The organism is Paenibacillus sp. FSL R5-0923 (genome assembly GCF_038009145.1).
Classification (GTDB): Bacteria; Bacillota; Bacilli; order Paenibacillales; family Paenibacillaceae; genus Paenibacillus_AQ.
In genome coordinates this window covers 2447775-2467843 of sequence record NZ_JBBPAT010000001.1, presented here as the reverse complement: position 1 = coordinate 2467843, position 20069 = coordinate 2447775, and the positions used below count along the sequence as shown (strand labels likewise).

The following is a 20069-nucleotide window of genomic DNA, read 5'->3' as shown; positions in this document are numbered from 1 at the left end:
TAGAGGGGATGCCATAGCTTGCTGCACCTTCAGATCGCTCTCAGCAAGGTTTACATATCTCTTCGTCATAGTAAGGTCTGTATGACCAAGTATTTCTGCAATAGCATCCTCCACCCATTACTAATTTGGGTCTTCATATCGAACCTATTTAGTCAAAAAAGAAGCAGGAATTAACCCGCTTCGTTGCTGTATACGCCAATACACCTCAACTATTAGTTTGTTCTAACCAACAGTGAGCAGTTTCCCACATGTGTGGTTTGCGCAAAATAGACAGCGTTAAAATGTAACGGTATTCGCAAAAAATGCAAAATCGAATTAAGATTAGCAATTACTTTTTCTAACAACAACATTTTTTGTATTTTAATCCGCTCCCACACGGACAAGGTTCATTTCTTCCAACTTTTTTATTATTCTTACTAAGATATTCAATAAAATTGTATAGTGTTTTTGTATTCTCAAACACAATGATAAATAAGAAATTATTATAGTAGCTTAATCCTTCATCTCCATGTAACACACCCGCACGTAAATTGTGATAAATGTCGTTCCTTAGTTCATAGAGCAGTTTATAATTTTTGTCATTTAGAATCTCTTTAATTGTATTAACTAAAGATGAGTTTTCTGATTTTCCTTCAAATTCTTGGAAGTACTTCACATCTGAGTACTTTGGATAATGTTTTGAAATATAGCGAGATACTTTATCATAACATGAATAAATTCTCAAAAGAGCACTATAAAGTAAGTATTGCTGATCTATCAAATCACGCAACTCTAAATTCGCTTCTCTAATCCATAATTGATAAAAAACATCGTTTTCTATATTACAATAATCAAAAATACAACGTACCACTTCACCTATTCGGAAAAATACATCGCCAATCAATTCGTCTCCATAATCAGGTAGTTTCCCAAAAAGTCTCAGATTATACTCTTCCAATTTCTCTATTTCCTGCACGGTATATTGCTTTATAGTGATTTGTAATTTCTTATTCATAAATTTTTCAATCATTGGAAAAGAGTTTAGTTTACTGATAGTTGTCTCCTGACTAATTTGTAGAAACACTTGTTCCAGTAAATCATAATGCTTTTCCAAACAAAAAATAAGGTTTCTTATTTGAGGCAAGTACAAATCAGAATCTACCTTATCCCCATCTCTGTCCCAAAAATCTCGTGCTTTCACAGAATCTGTTTTAATTTGATCTACAATCTCTTTGGAGAAATATGATAAATCATGTGTGTTGATATCTCTCATAGATTTCAAAGTACTGTACATTTGATTACCTTTAAGACTATCGAGGATTCTTTTAATATTTGATTTTTTATATTCAGTATTATTTTTTATATAATCTTGTATTTTGCTAGTCTTATTTCGAGATAAGTCATTTTCAAATTTATAGTTATAAAGTATACCTAAAATAACATATAATCTTTCGTTCGCCTGAAACAAATGTTCAATTGCATTGTTATAAAAGAATCGTCCTGAATAAAACTTTATAGGAGCAAATAAAATACCGCAATTAAATAATGCTAAGTCTTTGCCGCAGAGATTCATGAAAAAATGCGTGTCTTCTAAAAGATTAATTAGGTACCCGAAAACATTCATATCCGAAGGTGCTCTTTTCAAACTATTTTCATTTAAGTATTCAACAACTATATCATCTAGCTGTTCTTCAATCTGACTTGTTCTTTCGAACATAAATGATTTAATCTTTTTCTTTTCATTGCTAGACAATAATTTATATCTATTATCTTCAATAATTCCGGTGAATATTTGGTTGATTTTCTCATCATCAATCCAGAAGTGTTCTTTAATATAGCCTGATGTGTAGTAACCATCAAAATTATCCTCACTTAAAATAGCAGTAATATTTATTTGGCTAGTATCACAGCCATCTTCACATTCACAAGCGGTGTCATGAATTACATATAATGAATAACTTTCACATTCAGGGCATTTAAACTTCTTTCTATAATTAAGACTAGGTTCATTTCTAAACATTTTTTTCCACATGATTGGCTCCTAAAACTAACTTATTTTTATATTCTTATTATGTAAATTTATTATCTAATAAACAGATGTTTTCGAACAGGGCACAAGTATTACAAGATGCAAATAAAATCTAACCCAATTCCATTTATAATACATATGCAATAAATATGCTATAACAACGTTAGGTTCGTTAATAAGAAAGAAACGTTGAATATTCTAGCCTCCCATTTAGGCAGTTATTTACCTTCTACAAAATTCTTGTCAAATATACTGCCGTGCGTACAAAAAAAAAACACCCCCATCATTAGTTAATTGGAGTGTAATTATTAATCTATAGTTTACTTACACGCTTCTTAACAGGCATCAGCCTATTTAGAGGCGATGCCATAGCATGTTGCTCTTTCAGATCGCTCTCAGCAAGGTTTACATATCTCTTCGTCATAGTAAGATCTGTATGACCAAGTGTTCTCTGTAACGCTAAGGCATTTCCTCCCCCTCGTAAGAAGATCAAAGCAAACGAGTGTCGCAGATCATAAGGAACAATTTTAATTTCCAACTTCTTCGAGTATGCCTCAATCCGGTCACCCCATGTATGACGGGTCAACATACGGCCTTCATTTGTACAGAATATAGGTGTTGTTTTCTTCCATTCCTTGGGGTGGTGTGCTATTAGATCACTAATAGCCTTAGCCGTCTGAGGGCTTATGTTAAGCGTCCTAGAGACCCTTGTTTTAGCATTCTCCGCCCGTACATACAATTCACTTGCCCGTGGATTAAAATCACTAGGCAACAAGGAAAAAGCTTCTTTGGGGCGAACTCCAGTGTCAAGAGTTAGGAGGATCAAGGCATAATCACGAAGACCTACAAATGTCTTCTGATCTGGCGCATTAATGAGCTTGATTAAGGTGTCCTCGTTATGATCCACTACCCTCCCCTCAGCTTTACGCTTGTTGAAGTCTTCCAAGGGGTTTTGGCTAAGAAGTTCTGTCTTCTTCACACACCATTCAAAAAATGCCCGTAGATATACGAGACGATTATTATAGGTTGCTGGTTTGATTTTATCAGCCAGGTAATCACAAAGCTGATGTTCTAGTTGTTGATGATTACACCCAAAAGCGTCAGGATAACGTTTAAAAAACTGTCCTACATGCCGTTTGTAATCTTCAAGCGTCTGTTTACTAAGCCCCTGTGCCTTCTTCCATGATATGAATTGCTCCAAGGTTTCTTCCCAAGTCGTGGGGATATGCGCACTTATTTTCATTACTCTTGCTTTAGCCATATTATTAGGCTCCTCTCATTCAGATCTGCACTAACAATCGCTGCATGTAGGCATTTAGATGAGAAAAGAAGCCAAGGTTTTTACACTGAATCCTGTGTGTAACAAAAAAAGCCCTGATGTGGTTATTTACCACACAGGACTCCTTATGTACTTTGGGTAGTTACTACCTCTACAAAGTGCGTAAAACTAGTGATGCCGAGGACGGGGGTCGAACCCGTACGGTACTCACGTACCGCAGGATTTTAAGTCCTGTGCGTCTGCCTGTTCCGCCACCCCGGCATATTATGTGCTGTTGCTTCATACGATGTTTACGTATAACGCGACAAGAAATATAATATCATGAATATCGATAACGCGCAATCCCTTTTTCAAAAAAAGTTTCATCACATTAAAAATAACCCGTTCCAGCGTGTGCCGACACGGGTTATTTGGCATGTCGATTATCTGCGTTCGTCACTTCTGCTTCTCATTCCGACAAGGCCCAAGAGTCCAAACAATCCGAGCCAGCCCCAGTTAGATCCTCTACTGGTAGTCCCAGTATTTGTAGTTGTACTGGTTGCCCGATATCTACCGTCCGTTGTAGTGTTGGATAGTGGAGTTACCGTATTTCTGTTGTAGTTATCCCGGGTGTAATTTTCATTGTAGTTATTGGTGTTAGGTCTATAATTTTCCCCTGTGCGAATCTTATCTTTCATAATGCTCTCATGCTGATTCATCGTTCCCGTGGTGCCGTTCATTAGATTGCCTTCCGTATTCATCATCCGAGTGTTATTCACGGTACCATCCATGCCCGTATTCGCGTTCGGGATACCGCCTAAAGCGGCTGACCCGATTGGATTAGCGTAACTAGCTCCCATTATACTCATTGACAGTACAGTACCGCATGCAAGGCTTGTTATTAGCTTGTTCACAGTGTTATGCCTCCCTTTATGGTTAGTTATCACTGATAATTTCCCCTTGGGTGGCATTGTCTATACATGAATAGCTTTACTCTTTTACTACATTCACTGTCTTGCTTGCTGCGTCATACGTAACCTTTGCTCCAAGCGCCTCAGCCAGAGCACGCACGGGTACATACGTTACGCCGGTATCAAGAACACCATCCGTAAGTTTAGTGCCGTTTAAGGTTATCGTTACTTTAACGTCTTTGTTCACCTGGTCATCCTCCCCAGTAATTCTTTTTAAAGCTTCATTGACCTGATCCGTCGTAGGACGTTTACCTGCCCGAAGTTGAGTCGTAGTTAAGCCGAAGGCCATTTGCAGATGTGAATAATCTTTAAAAGACGTCCAGTCTCCTCCCCACTCAAGCCCTAGCTGTTTTCCCACCTGTACAACCTCTTGCCAGTCCGCTATTTTATCTTTATCAGCATCACGATTCATATCCCAGGAAATACTATTTCCATCCGGCAGCAAAAGCGCAAAATCAAACGCAAGGCCATAATTGTGATAGCTGGTTCCACCCTTGGCGTTGGTAACTATAGGTCCAGGCCTACTTCTCCCCTGCGCATACAAGGCATTTTGTTCAGCAATCGACCGCAATCCCTGAGTAATAACGATGGGCACTCCTCTGGCATAGCTTTGCTGTATCAAAGCCTTCGCCCCTGCTGCCAAAACAGGATGAAGCCCAACAAGCCTCGCCGCCGATTTGTCCCTCACTTGATCTAAAGTCAGCATAGAATCACCCCTTGCTATAATCAATGATCCCGCTTCCCCATTCGCTTGTACTAATACCCCTGCTTGCCTTAGCATACAATCATAAATGTCTTCGGCGTCCATATAAGGAAGGACGATAAGCGTTTAAGCGAGAAATATAAGACATAAATGATAGGTGCATAACTTATACTTTCTTATATTTTAAAAAAAGACCCCGGTATCCCCGAGATCTCCCCTGAAAAGCACCTATTCATAGCTTCTTCACCTTGGATCATTTCTACAAAAAAGGGCAAAATATTAGCGAAAGGTGGGAACACATATGGACATTCATAGTGATAGCTATAAAGTTGCTGCCCTGAGCGAGCAGGAAGAAGCACTCGAAATTATTCGAAATGCCGAAGCTTCCATTGCACATCTAACCGGCAACCCAACGGTGACCCTAATTGCTTATGAAAAAAGTGAAGTCAGCGGTTCTCAGCATTAGACGATGTAAACCTCCACTAGATCATCTACATTAATCCACTTCCATTCCTCCGCCCACTGCAGCTTAAACTCACGCGAGTGGGTGTGAATGGAAGTCACAAAACCACTAATTGTCGTATTCTCAAAAGGATCAAACAGCACAACAGTGACGCGCACATGACTCCGTAACGATAAGGCCAGTGTACATTCGATCTCCTCCAGCTTCTGCTCATCCAGAATAGGCTTAATGCGGCGCAGGGTCTCCCGTTCATCCCTAATGATTCTTACCTTATGCTCCGGCAGCATCATGCGACTACTTTCCCACAGTCCGTTTTTCTCCAGCTTTTTGCCCATGGTAACCCCTCCCTAATTTCTATACTTATTCCGTTACATACGAACGTATGTTTGTATTATATCCACACCTTCGCTGAATAATCAATAATCAGGAAAAAGATACCACTTTAAAATCCTCCTCTTTTATCTAAAAGTTGTATAATATTGAATATCTAATTGAGAGGAGCTTTCCACTTGAAAAAAAACAATGCCTTGCTCATCCTAATTCCCGTATTATTCCTGTGTCTATACCCCCTTGTATATCGAAGCAGTACCCTCTCAGACCTCACAAAAGGAATCGTAGCTGGCTTATTTATAGGATTGGCAGTGTTACCTCTACTCAAGCTCAAAATCGCATCAAAAAGACGCTGACAGTTGAACTGTACAGCGTCTAAATTTCGATCTATTCTTGAACTTTCTCTGGTTCAGCGGTGGACTTACCATCAGCATCGATGAGTCCTGTTGCTTCTCTTGCTTCATTAAGCTTGGAAATGCCGTATAGCATCGCGACGTCAGCGTTCTGATTCAATTCCTCGAACTTCTCAGCAGTGACCTCTGCGGAATCAGCACCTTGAGAGGCCTGTTCTTTTAGAGAATAAGCACTTTGAAAAGCAATTTTGGACTCATCAAGCAGTTTACGAATGTCTTCGGGCAAGCTAGAGGAGATTTTCACTTTTTCAGCCTGATTGGATAGTTCTGTTGCGGTCTTCTGGAACTCGTTAATCTTCTTCTCCAACTGCCTGTCCGAAAGTTCTCCTGCTGAATAAGCAGCAATAGCTTCGTTGAACTCCGCTAAAGATGATTTTCCTAATTCATCAAGCTTAGACATTTCATTGTAGAAGTTTTGCACGGTTTCCTGCACTTCTTCTTCCGAGCCAGGAGCCGATGAAGTTGAATTATTATTGCTGCAGGCGCTAAGGATGACAGTCAGCATTAGCGTTCCTATTAGTAACACTTTTTTCATTATTTATCCCTCCACTTAACAGAATAATGTCGGTTTGTGTAAAGCGCAAATGAAATTTATGTAAAATGACTATTATGTTATAATTATTTCAATTGTAATCAGGGAAGGAGAGTATTTATGCCTTATTGCACAACCTGCGGATCAGAATATAAGCAGGGCGCTAAATTTTGTGGAGAATGCGGATCTAGCATTGACGGAGCCGCTCCAGTGACCACCCGTCGTCCATCAGCAAATCCAAACGCTACTCAAGAAGTCGTGCTCTGGAAAGGCAAACCAGCCAGTATCTCTGATCGCCTCAAAGGAATCGTACGCCTAAACACGACTACGTACACCATTACAAGCCAGCGCATTATGGTAAAGACCGGACTTATCGGTAAAAATGTCGAAGAGATCGAATTACTGCGTGTACGCGATTTATCCGTAGCACAATCTATCATGGACCGGATGCTCGGCATCGGTACATTAACTGTATTTTCTGATGATGCCTCAGCGCCTCAGCTTCTTTTCCGAAAAATCCATGATGCCCAAACCGTCAAAGATATTCTGCGCAAAGCTGTTCGTGACGAGAAGATCGCCAACAACATTAGCTACCGTGAACAAATCTAAGAACCTTTCACATTAAAAAAGCCCCGAAATCCGGGGCTTTTTCGCTAATATTCCGATGCTCGAATCAGTTCGGATATCGTCTTATGGAAGATAAAACGCTCCTGCTGGAATAATCCCTTTGGGTTGGCTAGGACTTTCCCACTGCAATACAATTCGCGCGTCCCCCTCATTCTCATAGTACTCCACTTTTATTTCATGTAGCTTGCCAGCTATAAGATTCACACTGCCTTTTCGCTCCTGTCCACTCTGATTCACCCAGCTATCAATGATCAGCCCTCCATCAATCCACACCCGTACCCCATCATCAGAGGAGGAGTAAATGGTATAGGTTTCACTATAGGCTGCAGTCAGTTTTCCACTCCACCGTACAGAGAAAGCGTCGACACGAATGGCTGGATCAGGCGAACCCTGTTTCCACGAAAATTGGATGTTAGCATCGGTTCGCGTCAGCGCAGGTGCGCCGCTAAGAGTCATGTTATTGTAATATTGCCCCCATAGTCCACTCTGCAGCACACTGTCTCCCTTAGCGGCTACAATTGCCGCCTCAGCAGCATACTCTTCCCGCGTGAATACAAAGCTGTCATTCATAAAGGCTCTAATTACCGCATCGGTATTCTTCTCATAAAGAAGCTTGCCCCAGGTCATCTGATAAGACCATTTAGGCTGTGATTTAGATGGTAGTGCAGGGGACGGTAGCTCTCCATTTTCTCCAATCGCGATCACTTTTCCACGACCCAGATCCCATAGACTATCATAGTGACTCCCCTTAAAATCCCCATCATAGATATCTAGTGCCAGCACATCTACTTTGTCACCGCTTGGGTAGTATTCGGCAGGGTCATCACTCCACTGATTTTTGGCGTTTGGGCTCCAGACCCACAATAAATTATGCAGCTTATGATAGCTTGTGAAACGGTCAAACATAAGGTTCCACAGTCCCACGTAGTTGATCTTCTTCCCCCACCAGAACCATCCGCCATTCATTTCATGATACGGCCGCCAGAGCACAGGAACACCTGCATCATTTAGTTTTTTTAAAGAAAGGGCTATCTTATCCAGGTCAGCGATCAGTGCGTTGTACTGAGAGGTACCCGGGGTTATAAATTTGTCAAAATCAGCGTTGCTTATGCTCGTAGATACGTTATCCCAAACTGGCGCAGTCCCTGGCAACTGTGCGTGATAGCTAATCGTTACGATTCCACCGGCTTTATACCAGCGAATAGCGCTGCTAACGACCCAATCCCGCTGATTGTCTATTAGTGCCGCCGTCTGATTATTGATTGCCCCCAGCTCATAGCCGTGAAGGGCGGCGTATTGCCCGCTAGTATTTTTCAACTTCCCATTGAACTCATCCGCGCTCTCCAAATAATCATGTTGTCCACTAATCCATCCTTTTCCTTGCAGAAAATAAAGGGTATTCAACAATTTCTGAGCAGAAGGTACCGTTTCCGAATCCGCCGGAGCCATTTGCAATTTACGATAAGCTATTTGCCACTGAACATCGCTCACAAACCTCGATGCCGAATCAACCATATTTCGAAGATTGCGCTGTTCCATCCACTCTCACATCCTTTTAACTTTTTTAAGTTATAGTATGGGGACAATAGTGACATGAACTCAACGAATGGACATGAAGTTGTAAATTAATTTAGGACAGTGTAAGGAACTGCTGAATAAATTCACGGCTCAATAAAAAAAGGAGCCCGGCGGCTCCTGACTATATCTCCAATTTACCTCGTATATCTCAGCGGTAGTAATTCAGAAATATCATATTTAGCTAACCGGCCGTCCTCGGATACAATAACTTTGCAACCCTTCCCGTAATCAGCAATTAACTCACGGCACATCCCGCAGGGAGAAACTACTTTAATTTCTCTTTCCTCGCTGTCCGGATCAGAATGCCTTACCGCAACAATCGTATCAAATTCCTTGTAGCCTTCGGATATCGATTTTCCAATCACCATCGCTTCTGCACAGACTGTAATACGTCCCATGCTAGCTTCTACATGTACCGCTGTAAAGATTTCCCCCGTCTTAGTACGGAGCGCCGCCCCTACATGGTGTCTTCCCCATTCATAGCGTCTAGTAATAATATCTTCAGCAGAGGCTATAAGCGTCTGATCTTCAATCGTAATCAAATACTCCATATCCAATTCCGTCCTCCTCTTATTTTTCCTAAGTATATTAAATCGCACTGCATTATGATATAAGATATACTATTTTAAGTTCCAAAAAAGGAGGAGCAGATTTGAAAATACAGAAATTACTCACCAGTCTCATCATTGTTGTGTTACTTGCTTTGGGCGGTTACTGGTATGAACAGAACGGAGATCCGGCAGCCCCCTCGTCCACATCCGATTCAGAAGTTGTTCAGCTGATCTTCCCATCAGATCGTTATCCTGAGACCGCTAAGCACATTCAGGACGCGATTGCCAAAGGGGAGTCCGCGACGTGCACGATTAACCGTGAGCAGGCTGAAGACAACCGCAAAGAATCCTTAAAAGGGATCTCCACCAAAAAAGGCTACGACCGCGATGAATGGCCCATGGCCATGTGTAATGAAGGCGGCAAAGGGGCCGACATTGAATACATAACCCCAAAAGATAACCGCGGCGCAGGAAGCTGGGTTGGCAATCAGTTAGAAGATTATGCGGATGGAACCCGCGTAGAATTTATGTTCAAATAATAAGCTAACGTGAACAGTGCTTCAAAAGAATAGCCCCATCCGGTATACCGGATGGGGCTACAATGTGCATCAGCTAGCTTAGAATAAGCAAGCTTTAGTGATGATAACCAGCAAGATGAAGAGTACCAGAATAGCTCCTGTTGAAGTAAAAGGACTACACACCGGACCTACATTTACTGGGCTTACTACAGGACCTACGTTACAACCACAATGTTCCATTCCCATAATTAATTCCTCCTAATGATTAATGACTACAGCACAAGATATGTAAAAAGGAGATAAGCTGTTTGGGCGAACTGGCAAACAAATGCTATTCACCTAATGAATTAGGTAGGCACTGTCGATAAACAGGATATACACAAAGGAGGTGCAATATGGATATAGCCGCATTATCAATGGCAATGAGCCAGGCATCCTTAGCTCAAAATGTAGGAATACAAGTCATGAATATTGCCAAAAATCAGGCTGAAACCCAGAGTCAAACGATGGTGGAAATGCTGGGCAAAAGCGTTGCTCCGAATTTAGGAAAAACACTTGATATTAGTGTTTAATTGCTTTATGCTAAGGACACACGAGAACACTAGTTCTTATGTGTCCTTATGTTTTTTACTTTACATAGCCTTCGGGCTTTTCTTTTGCTCATTTATGCGAACATACGATCCTATAACTGATTCTGAATGAGGTGAATGATATGAATAATATGAAATCCTATTATCAAATGACTGCGCTGGAGAAGTGGACAGAAGATTTATACAAGCGTCTGAACCTTACTCAGCCTTCGCAAATTTCGATTGCTTATATTGCAGAACGGCTTAATATTTGGGTTCATTATTTGGATGTAAGAAGCAAGAGCATCGAAGCATCAGCGGGGATGTACACCATGTTTATAGACAACCGGCTTCCAGCCAGTCTGCAGCGGCTAGAGTTTCTCCATGAGCTCTGTCATCTGCTCCGCCATGGTACTGATCAAATATTGATGCCAGAACATTTTACGCGGGCACAGGAGGATGAATCTGAGCGATTTATTCTTTATGCAGCTATGCCCTACTCCATGATCTCCCGCATGACATTGCCTGAGCAACGTGAAGATGCAATCAGCTATCTTGCAGCAGAATTTCAAGTGCCAAGCGAGCTGGCTTTACAGCGGATTGATCAAATTCAAAGACGTGTTTTTCAGGGGCAATTATTGGCCGTGATGGGAAGAAACGAAGAACGATTAACACATATTCAATAATGACTGCGGAGATAATAAGGGTAGTCGCAATGAAGGACCATTAATTATGGTGGAATTTCTCGCAAGGGGGATCGATATGGAAGCCATTAAAGTAATTGAATTATTGATGACTCATCCAGATTATAACGTAGATGCAGTACACCCCGAAATTCCGGATTTTGTTGGGATCGAGTCGATTGAAGTGGATCATGAAACGGGGACCTTCTCCATTTTATTGCAAGAACCCAAAGAAGACTGAAGATGATTTGTGTAAGTTCATAATAAAAAGGCAGCAAGTATAGTATACCCAGGCAATTCTTTACCTACGCGGGTTTAACTATCGGCAGGAAATTTGCTGCCTTATTTGTAATTATAAGCTCTGTTATGCGACAAATTGAATCAAACCAATAAGAATTAGAATGAGGAACATACCCACAACTCCCCAAATAATAAACCATAAGATTCTGAGACCTGGTAGGCTGGGACTAGTATGATTCTCCAATACCTTAATTCGCCGCTCCAGCTCCTGTATTTTTTCTTCTTGCTGTGTCATCTTTCTCTCCACCCTTCTAATGTGTAGATTACAAGATACAATAGATATGACATACCAGTCACAATATATTATCTTATAATATATACATTTTAGCTAAATGGAGGGAATTAATGAAGAAAAGAACAAAAATAATTCTTATTACCTTCGTTATTGTATATGGAGTCGCTTCTTTAGCGCTTCAGGCCTTCCGAAATCATATGGACAATGAAGTGATTCATTATTTGGTAGCTACGAGAGATTATAAGAATGAAGATCTTTATAAAGTACACACCCAGATTAGTAAGGCTCCCGTCGTAAGTACAACGGTGATTTTTGCAGATGAACCTAACGCAAGATACTTTTATCGAAAAGAGAAGGATCGGATTTATCAATATAGCATGGCTCTTGTAAAAAGGTTTGATCCAAACTATACATATAAACATATTGAGGAGGGCCTCCCGTAAAGGGGAACTTCTATTATAAAGGCGCGATTGTCTCAGTAGTCATGATATGGCTGCTGGGGCAATCGCGCCTTTTTTAGATTCTAACCCTTGATCTAGACGCTAACAAATTTTCTCAGGAACATAATGTGACCAAATGCCGTCCTAAATGGTGTTATAGGTAAAGGGGGCATAGAATCATGCAACGATCCATGACCCGGCCGGGAAATCATGTGATAAAGAGTTACGAAATCTACGCAGATATGCTGTTCCGGATTGCTTTGGTCCATTTAGGCAGCCGCCAAGATGCCGAAGAGGCCACTCAGGATACCTTCATCAAACTGATAGAAAAAGCACCAAAGTTCAAAGACGCTGAACATCAAAAAGCATGGCTGATCCGAGTAATCACCAATCATTGTAAAACATTACTGGGCAGAGGCTGGCGCAAGCGAGAGGTTAAGCTGGAAAATGCTGAGCCGATTGCGGTAGACACCCCCGAGGATTTGGCTCTACTGCAGTTAGTTATGGCGATGCCTATGAAGTATAAAACCGTAATCCATCTTTATTATTACGAGGACTATCCCATCCAGGAAATCAGCAAGATTCTGCAGATTAGTCAGTCTGCCGTGAAGATGAGACTTCAACGGGGACGGCAACTGTTAAAACTGGAGCTGGAAGGAGTGGAATCACAATGAAAGAAGATCAGTTTCGAACATCATACAAGAGAGCGGTGGATTCTATGAAACCAGGTGAAGAGATGAAAAAAGAATTGATAGACAAACTGGAGCAACAGCAGGAACGGAAACGTCCACGCAAGACGGTTTATATCGCGGCAAGTATCGTCCTCGCCGCCGGGATCGGCTTAGCTGCACCTAATATATGGCAGCAGTTAAATGGCCAGAGTACTCAAGGGCAAATCGCTCAGGTAACTCCAGGTCCAAGCCAACCAGGCAATTCTGGCACAAATGCGTCCGGAAGCATTGTCATCCCCAAGCTGGAACTGCCGGATACCAAATCTGGCGTTATGGCAGATATGATCGCTCTAGTCGTATATAAAGATAACATTTATACACAGTCTGCGACTCGAATCAACGCAGCCGATGCTGCCGCTCTGCGCGGTGACAAGCTTGGACGTACTACAGGTGGCATCGATGAGTGGAGCGGTAAAGACAAATATATTGAGTTAGCTTCTAACATCGGCGAAACAGATATCTATTCCGTAAAGGGATATGACTCCAATTTCCTGATTATGTCCTATTCGGAAATCAACGGCGAGGTATTCGCCGAACTGTATGAGCATACAAACGGGATCACCGTAAACAGCGGCGCTGATCTATTTGGCAAGCTAAATCTTGAAGGTAGAATTACTTCCGCACAGTGGGAAAGCTTCGACAGCTGGAACAACGGACAGCAGCAGTACACACCGCTCGCTGACGACGAGGCACTTAATGGCTTCTTGAAGGCACTCCAAGCAGCCGAACCGCTGGCAGCAGAGCCTCTTACCGCGCAAGGCATCTACGACAGCGAAGACCGCAAGGTTCTCTATCTCCAGCTGGAAGACAATGCCAGGGTAGAGCTGACGCTGTTTGGTCAAGGGCTAGTACGTTACGGTCAGGCACCTGTATTCTTCAAGGTCGAGTCCGGGGCATTCCAGCTGCTATGGGATAGTATGAAGCCATAAAAATGATGGTCGAAAACCGAGAGTACAGCGATAGGAACAACGATTGGGACAACTTTTCGGGCACCATACCCATTAGAAAAGTCTAGCTGGATACAAAAAAAAGGCGTTGCTGCAAAACCATTTCATGGCTTTGCGATAGCGCCCTTTTTGTGTTGGCTGTATGGTTTACATTGCGTCATGTCAGAATATCAGATTCTAAGTATAAAAGAGCCGTTGTAGATTAATCCTATGATGGCTCTTTTACATGTTCAATACTGCTATGATAACGGGACTCAAAAAAAGAACGCCCACCATGGACGTTCCTGAGATTCTTATTCGTATACAACGTTTCAGCAAGTTACGCATTTACACTTTCTGTTTTACGATCCTGTCTTGTGTGTAATGTTTTCATCGCAAATCTTGCTATCGGCTGAGCAACCAACAGTTCAATCCAAAATGCTATACCAAAGTTTCTTGGCCAGATATGAAGGAAGTTTTTAAGTGGCTCTAGACTTATTTGTTTCGTCCCAACCCATGTACCGATTATCAATAGTAAAATAGATAACACCGTAACATTCAATAAAGTATTCAACAGCACCCTAGCATTAAATCCATCGGTTTGTCCCATGAATTTCGGCATCACTTTCCCAACAATCGGCCCGGCAACTAATCTTACGGATAAAACTACGATCATCCACATAAACGGAATAACCTTTAGTGTATCTATATACACTTCCTTACTGAAGCCCCGTTCCAACCCCACAATAATAGGGGCAATAGTGTTTACTGAAATGATTGAAATAATGAGTAAAAATAATATACCTTCTTTTCCGTTTCTGGGCAGTCTTGTGTCTCCATGCATGTTTGTCATCTCCGTGAATCATATTTCAGATGGCAGACGTATCATGAGACATATATTTTTGGCCCAATAAAAAGACCAATATCTCTACACACTGATTTAATAATTATAGCACTTTTTTCAAATGAATGTCAGACCTCTATTTAAGATTTATTAAATCCCTCTGCTCTTTAGTGCATTCAAAAGATTTAAACTATCCCTGCAAGCGCATGGCGATAAATCTGGTATCAGTGCATCCGTTAGCAAGCTCAAAATTCCAGCCTTCCTAATTCCCTGCCTTTTGAATTTATGTACCTATAGCCAGCAAAAAAACCTTACAAAGTAAGGTTTTTTGATAAGCGGGCCCTGAAGGACTCGAACCCCCGACCAATCGGTTATGAGCCGACCGCTCTAACCAACTGATATAGAGGAAAGGGATAAATGCCTTAAACTCTATTTAAGAACTCTTGTTTTTATTGGGATTAGCTAATATCGATTAAACTTAATTAAAATGAGTTTGTGACCAAATTTGTGACCAATGTGCCCATTAGACCTGGAGTTTGTCCTGGGTTTCTTTATGGGCTTTTAAGCACAACTACAAACTCAACATTTTCTGTTTTTCAAATAGTTATATCCACCAATAGATATGAGGGCTCCACACATCATTACAACCATCAAAGATTGTCGTTCCTCATTCGCAACATCATAATTATTGAACAATAATGAAATACCTGGTTTCATTTTCTCTGCTTTATGTATTTCTTAATCAAATAAAACAATACAAATCCTAACAACACCAAGCCAAGTATGGTGATCCATAGAATCGTTGGATTCCCTACGAAAAAGTATGTATTTCTGTATTGAAAATCTTCATTGTTCATCTGTATAAAAGCTCCTTGTTCTACGAACTATCTATTTCTTCGCAACCCATCGTTTTTCAACTTTGAAGTCCTTCTTAATTACTTTATTATCCCATGACTCCAGTATAATCCTGGGCTCTGACTCAAGGATATCCTTTGCCTTATCAATCTGCCCTGACTTGAAAAAGTTTATAATTTCTATAAGGTCACTTCTACTATGTAATCTTACGGCGTTATAACTAGCAAGTTCTTCACACGCTGAGGTATATTGATTTGAGGATATTACCATGGACTTTTTTGCCCTGTAATATCTCATGGAACTATAGATCTCTTGAACAGCTTCTAACCCTACTGGATAAGAATAACACTTTGCCTGAACAACATTTCGAACCCCCTCCCCGTCTGTAAACACTAAGTCAGATCCAAAATCTCTGCCTCCTCTCGTTTTATATGCATCACTATAACCCATGGCCAAAAATAAACGATACAGATATTCTACAAAGCCAGTTCCGTCTACCATTCGGTCTATGTCCTGGATCGTAATCTTAAGTGGATCAATTACTATACTTTGGGGAGGGTAACTCTTCTTTCTAGATAAAACTTTGAATACAAAAACAGCAGTAATGATAGCAAGAATAACCAACAAAATTATCATTTTTGTCAACCAGCAACCCCCATTAATATAAGAACCTCACCAATGCCGGCGAGGTTCTTCCAAATTACAATGCCATTACTCCCAAACCCTAAAACCTTAATATAAAATATTTGGAACATTATGTATATATGACTGGTAAGAAAAAGACCTAGACTACTGTTGGTTTTTGGACTCACGTTTCCCGTTAGCGTAAGCCCTTGCTAGTCCTGAATATCATTAACTAATGAATACTTGTGTTCTTCTTCCTACTTCAATTCGTTCAGTAAATTTTCCTCCTGTATATTCTTCTATTGCCTTTTTCCAAAAGAGTTGAGCGGGCTTGTTGTTATCTATTTGGTAAACTTCCCATTTTCCCTGGTGCATATCAAATATATCTTTAGCAACCAATCTCCCTAATCCCAGCCTACGATACTTCTTCGCAATAAAAAATTCAGCAATAGAAAAATATGCGTCATCTTCTTCCCGATTTTTTAATTTGACTAAGACAAATCCAACAATTTTCCCATTGAGACTGATTAAATATGGATAATTGGGGTCTTTAGACCAATATTCATCAATTGGATAATTAGCATACTTACCGTTTGCCTCAAACTGCAACTCCATAAATTCTGAGAAATCATAAATATAGAATTGTAACAGGTTGCTGAGTATTTCTTTATGTTCCAAGGTTGCTATTTTGATTTCATAGTCCATGTTTGATACCATCCCTCTGTAGATTCAACTATCGTTTCGCTCTGGACACTCTATTATAGATTTAATAGCTTGCATTAAGTTACTCCTTCATAAATACGGTTCTTGATGAGTATCACCTTCAAAAAAAGGTGCTTTCAGATTACACCTTAAGTTAACTGCGGGAAACGGAAAGTTTATTTTAAGTTAAACTTTACTGCCTGTTAGCTTGATGAGGCGCCCGCCAGTCTATTGTGTTTTCATTGGCAATTTATACTGGAATGAGACGTGGTGAGATCCTTGGACTTTGCTGGGGTGATATCGACTTCGAAAAGAAAGAACTCAAGGTGATCTAGACGGCTAACTGGACACGTGATGGTTTAGTCATTCAACGCCCGAGAACGAATGATTCCATACGACAGGTATAACTTTTTCAGAATATTATTGATGACCTTAAGAACGCTACAAACAAATCGAGGATTATAAAAAAAGAATATGGAGACTCATATGAGGATAATGACTTAGTATGTTGCTACCCTGGCGGAGGTTATATAAATCCAAAGGTAGCTGCTGAACGACTGGGTATGACTCCAGCGATGTTCAACGAACGATACTCACACCTACCCCCAATCATGCAGGAAGAGGCCGTTGACAAAATTGAAGCAGAACTGAATAAATACGCTGAAAAACAGCTCGAAACTGCAGAAAAATAATTCTCGTTAGCAAATCCGTTAGCAAACTTAAAATCCCGGCCTTTCCCAATCCTATTTTCTTTATATCACTAACCCTATAGACAGCAAAAAACCCTTACAAAGTAAGGGTTTTTGATAAGTGGGCCCTGAGGGACTCGAACCCCCGACCAATCGGTTATGAGCCGACCGCTCTAACCAACTGAGCTAAGGGCCCGGATCTAAAAATATCCGAATGTAGAATTGCTGTTGTAAATAAATTGGTTGCGGGGGCAGGATTTGAACCTGCGGCCTTCGGGTTATGAGCCCGACGAGCTACCGGGCTGCTCCACCCCGCGTCAGAAAAAATATTCAAACAGCGACAATAAATAATATACAGTACAAATTGGGTCTACGTCAAGGAAGAATTTATAAAAGTTCTCAAGGCAGAAATCTAACCCCGTACCTTCCCTTACGGGATCGATAAATTTCTACAAAACGTGGGTCATGATAACCGTAAATCCAGCCATCTTGCTCCAATCTTTTAGCCAAACAACCTGCTTGAAATCTGGTCCTGAACAGTTTCGCGAAGTATATCCAATTCATGATGCCCTCTTCTCCTTTTCGCAAATTTATGATACACCGCTCTGAACTTATCATGCCCAAGTTCCACAAAATAAGCCACCAGAAAACTGGTGGCTTAGGGCATATTCCAGAGTCATTCACCGATCGAGTCAAAATAGACGGTGGGATCTTTTTCAAGTGTATCCAGCATGGTATTCCCTTGCTTCTCCCACGCTTTGAGTGCATTCTCGACGGTTTTCTTCCCCTGATAAACATCAATGAATAGTTGACGTCCAACATCGCTAATCCGGCTAATCCCAGGCTTCTGCATCTGTAAACTGATCAATAAAGGATCCGTTGCAGGTAAAGGCTTAAGTGTATAAAAAGCTTCCAAATTTACAGAAGGGGTCTGAGCGGTAATATAATCCTTACGGGAAGTCAGCTCACTCTTGTTATGGGCTTTAATTTTCGCAACCTCATTACTGTTGACGAACTTAATCAAATCCCAGGCATCTTCCTTATTAGTAGCCGTAGAACTAATAGCCATCATATTACCAAGCCATGTTCCAATGGCAACATCCGGTTTTTCCTGAAAGGTAGGTACAGTAACCACACCCCATTTGATGGGACTGTAATTTTTGATCTTAGCAGCATTACGGGCCACTCCCGCCAGTTCATTGAGATAACCATATTCTCCAACGACCATTGCTGCTTTTCCTGTGAGGAACAGATCGCCTTGGATTGGACTGTAGGCATTCCCTTCTGTTCCTGCAAAATCCAACCCATTTAACTCAGGTACAATTTGTTTCTTAACCAACTGGCTGTAAGTAGTCCAAGTCTGATTCCACTGTGTGGTATTTACAGTCATGTGCTGACCCTTATTATCGTACATCGTAAGTTCTAGCGGTGCGACATAGCTCTGCATATCCCAGAATGGATCACTTAAGTAACGGTTCATCGAGAACCCGTATATCCGAGTTTCTTTATTAGATGACTTCTTCGTCACCTTATCTGCCAGCGTAAACAGTTCATTCCAAGTCATCTTGTCCGTTGGATAGCCCACACCAGCAGCATCAAAGATTTCCTTATTATAAAAAAGCGCACTAGACGAGAAGATCGGTGCCAACGCAAAAAGACTTCCTCTACCCAGTTCACGAACTCCATTCAGCATCGTAGGCGCCATATTGCTTAAATCATACTGATCACGCGCTATAAGCGGCTCCAGCGATTGGACAAGATTATGATCCACCAAACTCTTCACTAATGCGCTATCACCGACGATCACATCAACAGGCTTATCCCCGCCCATAATCGCCCGGATATTTTCCAAATTGTCAGAGCTTGCGTCTGAGGAGGTGTTATTGTACCGAAGGTCATTCGTATCTATAGCCGGAATAATCTCCAATTTGATTTCTGGATGCTGCAATTCATACATATCTGTAAACTGCTGACGAAAAAACGAATCGTCCTCCCCAGACCATAGACTCCCAATACGCAATACACGTTGCTCCACTGAAGCCTTAGAAGGCTCAGCCCAAGCCGTATTCCACCCATCAGAGATTAGTGGTAGTATCAGCGCAGCGCATACCCCAAGGCTTAACCAGCGGCGCCACAGCCGTTTATTGTTGTTTATATGATTCATTATTATATCCTCCCATAAAATACTTGATTCTTCTACATCTTATGGATAAATAATCCATAATCCTAGTAACAGTATAAAGCTTTAATCAAGAAGGGAAGTTACAGGACGTTTAAAGTTATACTACGATTTCTTCATATTATTCTCATAAAAATGTTACTAGGAGCTTTTGCAGATACACAATCTCCACTTTCCCACTCACACTTGCTCACTTGCTACATCTCCGCTGACCGACACAATCCTACCCTCCACGACTGGATAGTTGTACTTTCTGCAACTATTAGAACTCATTTATTTTATTTTTCCTTTTAATTGCACTCTGTACAATTAATAACCGTTACTAGAAGGTTTCGGTGGA

The 20069-nt window shown here is 41.1% G+C and carries 26 protein-coding genes and 3 tRNA genes; 11 read left to right on the top strand and 18 right to left on the bottom strand.

What is annotated here, in order from left to right; translation table 11 throughout:
• Positions 1 to 337: 337 nt before the first annotated feature.
• From MKX35_RS10995 to MKX35_RS10975, 5 genes are all read right to left on the bottom strand, one after another.
• Positions 338 to 2011, bottom strand: coding sequence for a YecA family protein (locus MKX35_RS10995; RefSeq protein WP_256716312.1), 1674 nt, complete (start codon positions 2009 to 2011; stop codon positions 338 to 340).
• A gap of 310 nt (positions 2012 to 2321) precedes the next feature.
• The gene (locus MKX35_RS10990; protein ID WP_076275660.1) at positions 2322 to 3269 is read right to left on the bottom strand and encodes a tyrosine-type recombinase/integrase; all 948 of its coding nucleotides are present in this window, start codon (positions 3267 to 3269) and stop codon (positions 2322 to 2324) included.
• A gap of 193 nt (positions 3270 to 3462) precedes the next feature.
• Positions 3463 to 3548: transfer RNA gene (locus MKX35_RS10985), tRNA-Leu, on the bottom strand.
• A gap of 161 nt (positions 3549 to 3709) precedes the next feature.
• Positions 3710 to 4180, bottom strand: a complete 471-nt coding sequence (locus tag MKX35_RS10980; protein ID WP_042190773.1) for a hypothetical protein — start codon at positions 4178 to 4180, stop codon at positions 3710 to 3712.
• 76 nt (positions 4181 to 4256) lie between these two features.
• Positions 4257 to 4943 (bottom strand): M15 family metallopeptidase, encoded by a 687-nt coding sequence (locus tag MKX35_RS10975; protein ID WP_076299634.1) that lies wholly within the window; start codon positions 4941 to 4943, stop codon positions 4257 to 4259.
• 298 nt (positions 4944 to 5241) lie between these two features.
• Between MKX35_RS10975 and MKX35_RS10970 the strand changes: the two genes are divergently transcribed.
• On the top strand, positions 5242 to 5406 hold the full coding sequence (locus MKX35_RS10970; protein ID WP_179085776.1) for a hypothetical protein: 165 nt from the start codon (positions 5242 to 5244) through the stop codon (positions 5404 to 5406).
• Here the strand turns inward: MKX35_RS10970 and MKX35_RS10965 are convergent.
• Together MKX35_RS10965 and MKX35_RS10960 are read right to left on the bottom strand one after the other, a co-directional pair.
• Entirely contained in the window at positions 5403 to 5738 is a 336-nt protein-coding gene (locus tag MKX35_RS10965) for a YolD-like family protein (protein WP_042130171.1), read from the bottom strand. The genes MKX35_RS10970 and MKX35_RS10965 overlap by 4 nt on opposite strands.
• A 382-nt stretch (positions 5739 to 6120) precedes the next feature.
• Entirely contained in the window at positions 6121 to 6681 is a 561-nt protein-coding gene (locus tag MKX35_RS10960; protein ID WP_076299635.1) for a hypothetical protein, read from the bottom strand.
• Between the two features lie 117 nt (positions 6682 to 6798).
• On the opposite strand from MKX35_RS10960, the gene MKX35_RS10955 reads away from it, so the two are divergent.
• A complete protein-coding gene (locus MKX35_RS10955; RefSeq protein ID WP_076299636.1) occupies positions 6799 to 7287 on the top strand; it encodes a PH domain-containing protein in 489 nt (162 codons plus the stop codon).
• Between the two features lie 81 nt (positions 7288 to 7368).
• Here MKX35_RS10955 and MKX35_RS10950 read toward each other — a convergent pair whose 3' ends face one another.
• Together MKX35_RS10950 and MKX35_RS10945 are read right to left on the bottom strand one after the other, a co-directional pair.
• The gene (locus MKX35_RS10950) at positions 7369 to 8844 is read right to left on the bottom strand and encodes a glycosyl hydrolase (protein ID WP_076299637.1); all 1476 of its coding nucleotides are present in this window, start codon (positions 8842 to 8844) and stop codon (positions 7369 to 7371) included.
• A gap of 173 nt (positions 8845 to 9017) precedes the next feature.
• Positions 9018 to 9434, bottom strand: coding sequence for a cytidine deaminase (locus MKX35_RS10945; RefSeq protein WP_076299712.1), 417 nt, complete (start codon positions 9432 to 9434; stop codon positions 9018 to 9020).
• A gap of 107 nt (positions 9435 to 9541) precedes the next feature.
• Here MKX35_RS10945 and MKX35_RS10940 point away from each other — a divergent pair, with 107 nt between their 5' ends.
• Positions 9542 to 9973, top strand: coding sequence for a NucA/NucB deoxyribonuclease domain-containing protein (locus tag MKX35_RS10940; protein WP_076299713.1), 432 nt, complete (start codon positions 9542 to 9544; stop codon positions 9971 to 9973).
• 78 nt (positions 9974 to 10051) lie between these two features.
• Here the strand turns inward: MKX35_RS10940 and MKX35_RS10935 are convergent, their stop codons facing one another.
• Positions 10052 to 10198, bottom strand: a complete 147-nt coding sequence (locus MKX35_RS10935; RefSeq protein WP_156113170.1) for a hypothetical protein — start codon at positions 10196 to 10198, stop codon at positions 10052 to 10054.
• Between the two features lie 149 nt (positions 10199 to 10347).
• Here MKX35_RS10935 and MKX35_RS10930 point away from each other — a divergent pair, with 149 nt between their 5' ends.
• The 3 genes from MKX35_RS10930 (at position 10348) to MKX35_RS10920 (ending at position 11445) form a co-directional block, all read left to right on the top strand.
• Positions 10348 to 10524, top strand: coding sequence for a YjfB family protein (locus tag MKX35_RS10930; protein ID WP_076098563.1), 177 nt, complete (start codon positions 10348 to 10350; stop codon positions 10522 to 10524).
• Between the two features lie 140 nt (positions 10525 to 10664).
• Positions 10665 to 11207 (top strand): ImmA/IrrE family metallo-endopeptidase, encoded by a 543-nt coding sequence (locus MKX35_RS10925; protein ID WP_231573332.1) that lies wholly within the window; start codon positions 10665 to 10667, stop codon positions 11205 to 11207.
• 76 nt (positions 11208 to 11283) lie between these two features.
• Entirely contained in the window at positions 11284 to 11445 is a 162-nt protein-coding gene (locus tag MKX35_RS10920; RefSeq protein ID WP_179085777.1) for a hypothetical protein, read from the top strand.
• Positions 11446 to 11568: 123 nt separating this feature from the next.
• On the opposite strand, the gene MKX35_RS10915 is transcribed toward MKX35_RS10920, so the two are convergent.
• Entirely contained in the window at positions 11569 to 11739 is a 171-nt protein-coding gene (locus MKX35_RS10915) for a hypothetical protein (RefSeq protein WP_179086700.1), read from the bottom strand.
• Positions 11740 to 11849: 110 nt separating this feature from the next.
• Here MKX35_RS10915 and MKX35_RS10910 point away from each other — a divergent pair, with 110 nt between their 5' ends.
• The 3 genes from MKX35_RS10910 (at position 11850) to MKX35_RS10900 (ending at position 13839) form a co-directional block, all read left to right on the top strand.
• A complete protein-coding gene (locus MKX35_RS10910; protein WP_076299638.1) occupies positions 11850 to 12182 on the top strand; it encodes a DUF3139 domain-containing protein in 333 nt (110 codons plus the stop codon).
• A 176-nt stretch (positions 12183 to 12358) separates the two neighbouring features.
• Complete coding sequence (locus MKX35_RS10905) at positions 12359 to 12853, top strand: RNA polymerase sigma factor (RefSeq protein ID WP_042190786.1); 495 nt, start codon at positions 12359 to 12361, stop codon at positions 12851 to 12853.
• Positions 12850 to 13839: a hypothetical protein gene (locus MKX35_RS10900; protein WP_076299639.1), complete on the top strand. Its 990-nt coding sequence runs from the start codon at positions 12850 to 12852 to the stop codon at positions 13837 to 13839. Before MKX35_RS10905 ends, MKX35_RS10900 begins: the two co-directional genes overlap by 4 nt.
• A 337-nt stretch (positions 13840 to 14176) precedes the next feature.
• On the opposite strand, the gene MKX35_RS10895 is transcribed toward MKX35_RS10900, so the two are convergent.
• From MKX35_RS10895 to MKX35_RS10885, 3 genes are all read right to left on the bottom strand, one after another.
• The gene (locus MKX35_RS10895; protein WP_076299640.1) at positions 14177 to 14680 is read right to left on the bottom strand and encodes a hypothetical protein; all 504 of its coding nucleotides are present in this window, start codon (positions 14678 to 14680) and stop codon (positions 14177 to 14179) included.
• A gap of 888 nt (positions 14681 to 15568) precedes the next feature.
• Positions 15569 to 16171: a restriction endonuclease gene (locus tag MKX35_RS10890; RefSeq protein ID WP_076299714.1), complete on the bottom strand. Its 603-nt coding sequence runs from the start codon at positions 16169 to 16171 to the stop codon at positions 15569 to 15571.
• Positions 16172 to 16387: 216 nt separating this feature from the next.
• Positions 16388 to 16864 carry a GNAT family N-acetyltransferase gene (locus MKX35_RS10885; protein WP_076299641.1) on the bottom strand — a complete coding sequence of 159 codons (477 nt, stop codon included), beginning with the start codon at positions 16862 to 16864 and terminating at the stop codon, positions 16388 to 16390.
• Between the two features lie 257 nt (positions 16865 to 17121).
• Here MKX35_RS10885 and MKX35_RS10880 point away from each other — a divergent pair, with 257 nt between their 5' ends.
• Together MKX35_RS10880 and MKX35_RS10875 are read left to right on the top strand one after the other, a co-directional pair.
• Positions 17122 to 17196, top strand: coding sequence for a hypothetical protein (locus tag MKX35_RS10880; RefSeq protein ID WP_179086703.1), 75 nt, complete (start codon positions 17122 to 17124; stop codon positions 17194 to 17196).
• A gap of 228 nt (positions 17197 to 17424) precedes the next feature.
• Entirely contained in the window at positions 17425 to 17553 is a 129-nt protein-coding gene (locus MKX35_RS10875; RefSeq protein ID WP_341044147.1) for a hypothetical protein, read from the top strand.
• Positions 17554 to 17672: 119 nt separating this feature from the next.
• Here the strand turns inward: MKX35_RS10875 and MKX35_RS10870 are convergent.
• From MKX35_RS10870 to MKX35_RS10855, 4 genes are all read right to left on the bottom strand, one after another.
• Positions 17673 to 17746 (bottom strand) — tRNA-Ile (locus MKX35_RS10870).
• Between the two features lie 44 nt (positions 17747 to 17790).
• A tRNA-Met gene (locus MKX35_RS10865) sits at positions 17791 to 17867 on the bottom strand.
• An 82-nt stretch (positions 17868 to 17949) separates the two neighbouring features.
• The gene (locus MKX35_RS10860; RefSeq protein ID WP_019909365.1) at positions 17950 to 18114 is read right to left on the bottom strand and encodes a hypothetical protein; all 165 of its coding nucleotides are present in this window, start codon (positions 18112 to 18114) and stop codon (positions 17950 to 17952) included.
• A gap of 112 nt (positions 18115 to 18226) precedes the next feature.
• Positions 18227 to 19714 (bottom strand): ABC transporter substrate-binding protein, encoded by a 1488-nt coding sequence (locus tag MKX35_RS10855; RefSeq protein ID WP_076299643.1) that lies wholly within the window; start codon positions 19712 to 19714, stop codon positions 18227 to 18229.
• Positions 19715 to 20069: the final 355 nt, after the last annotated feature.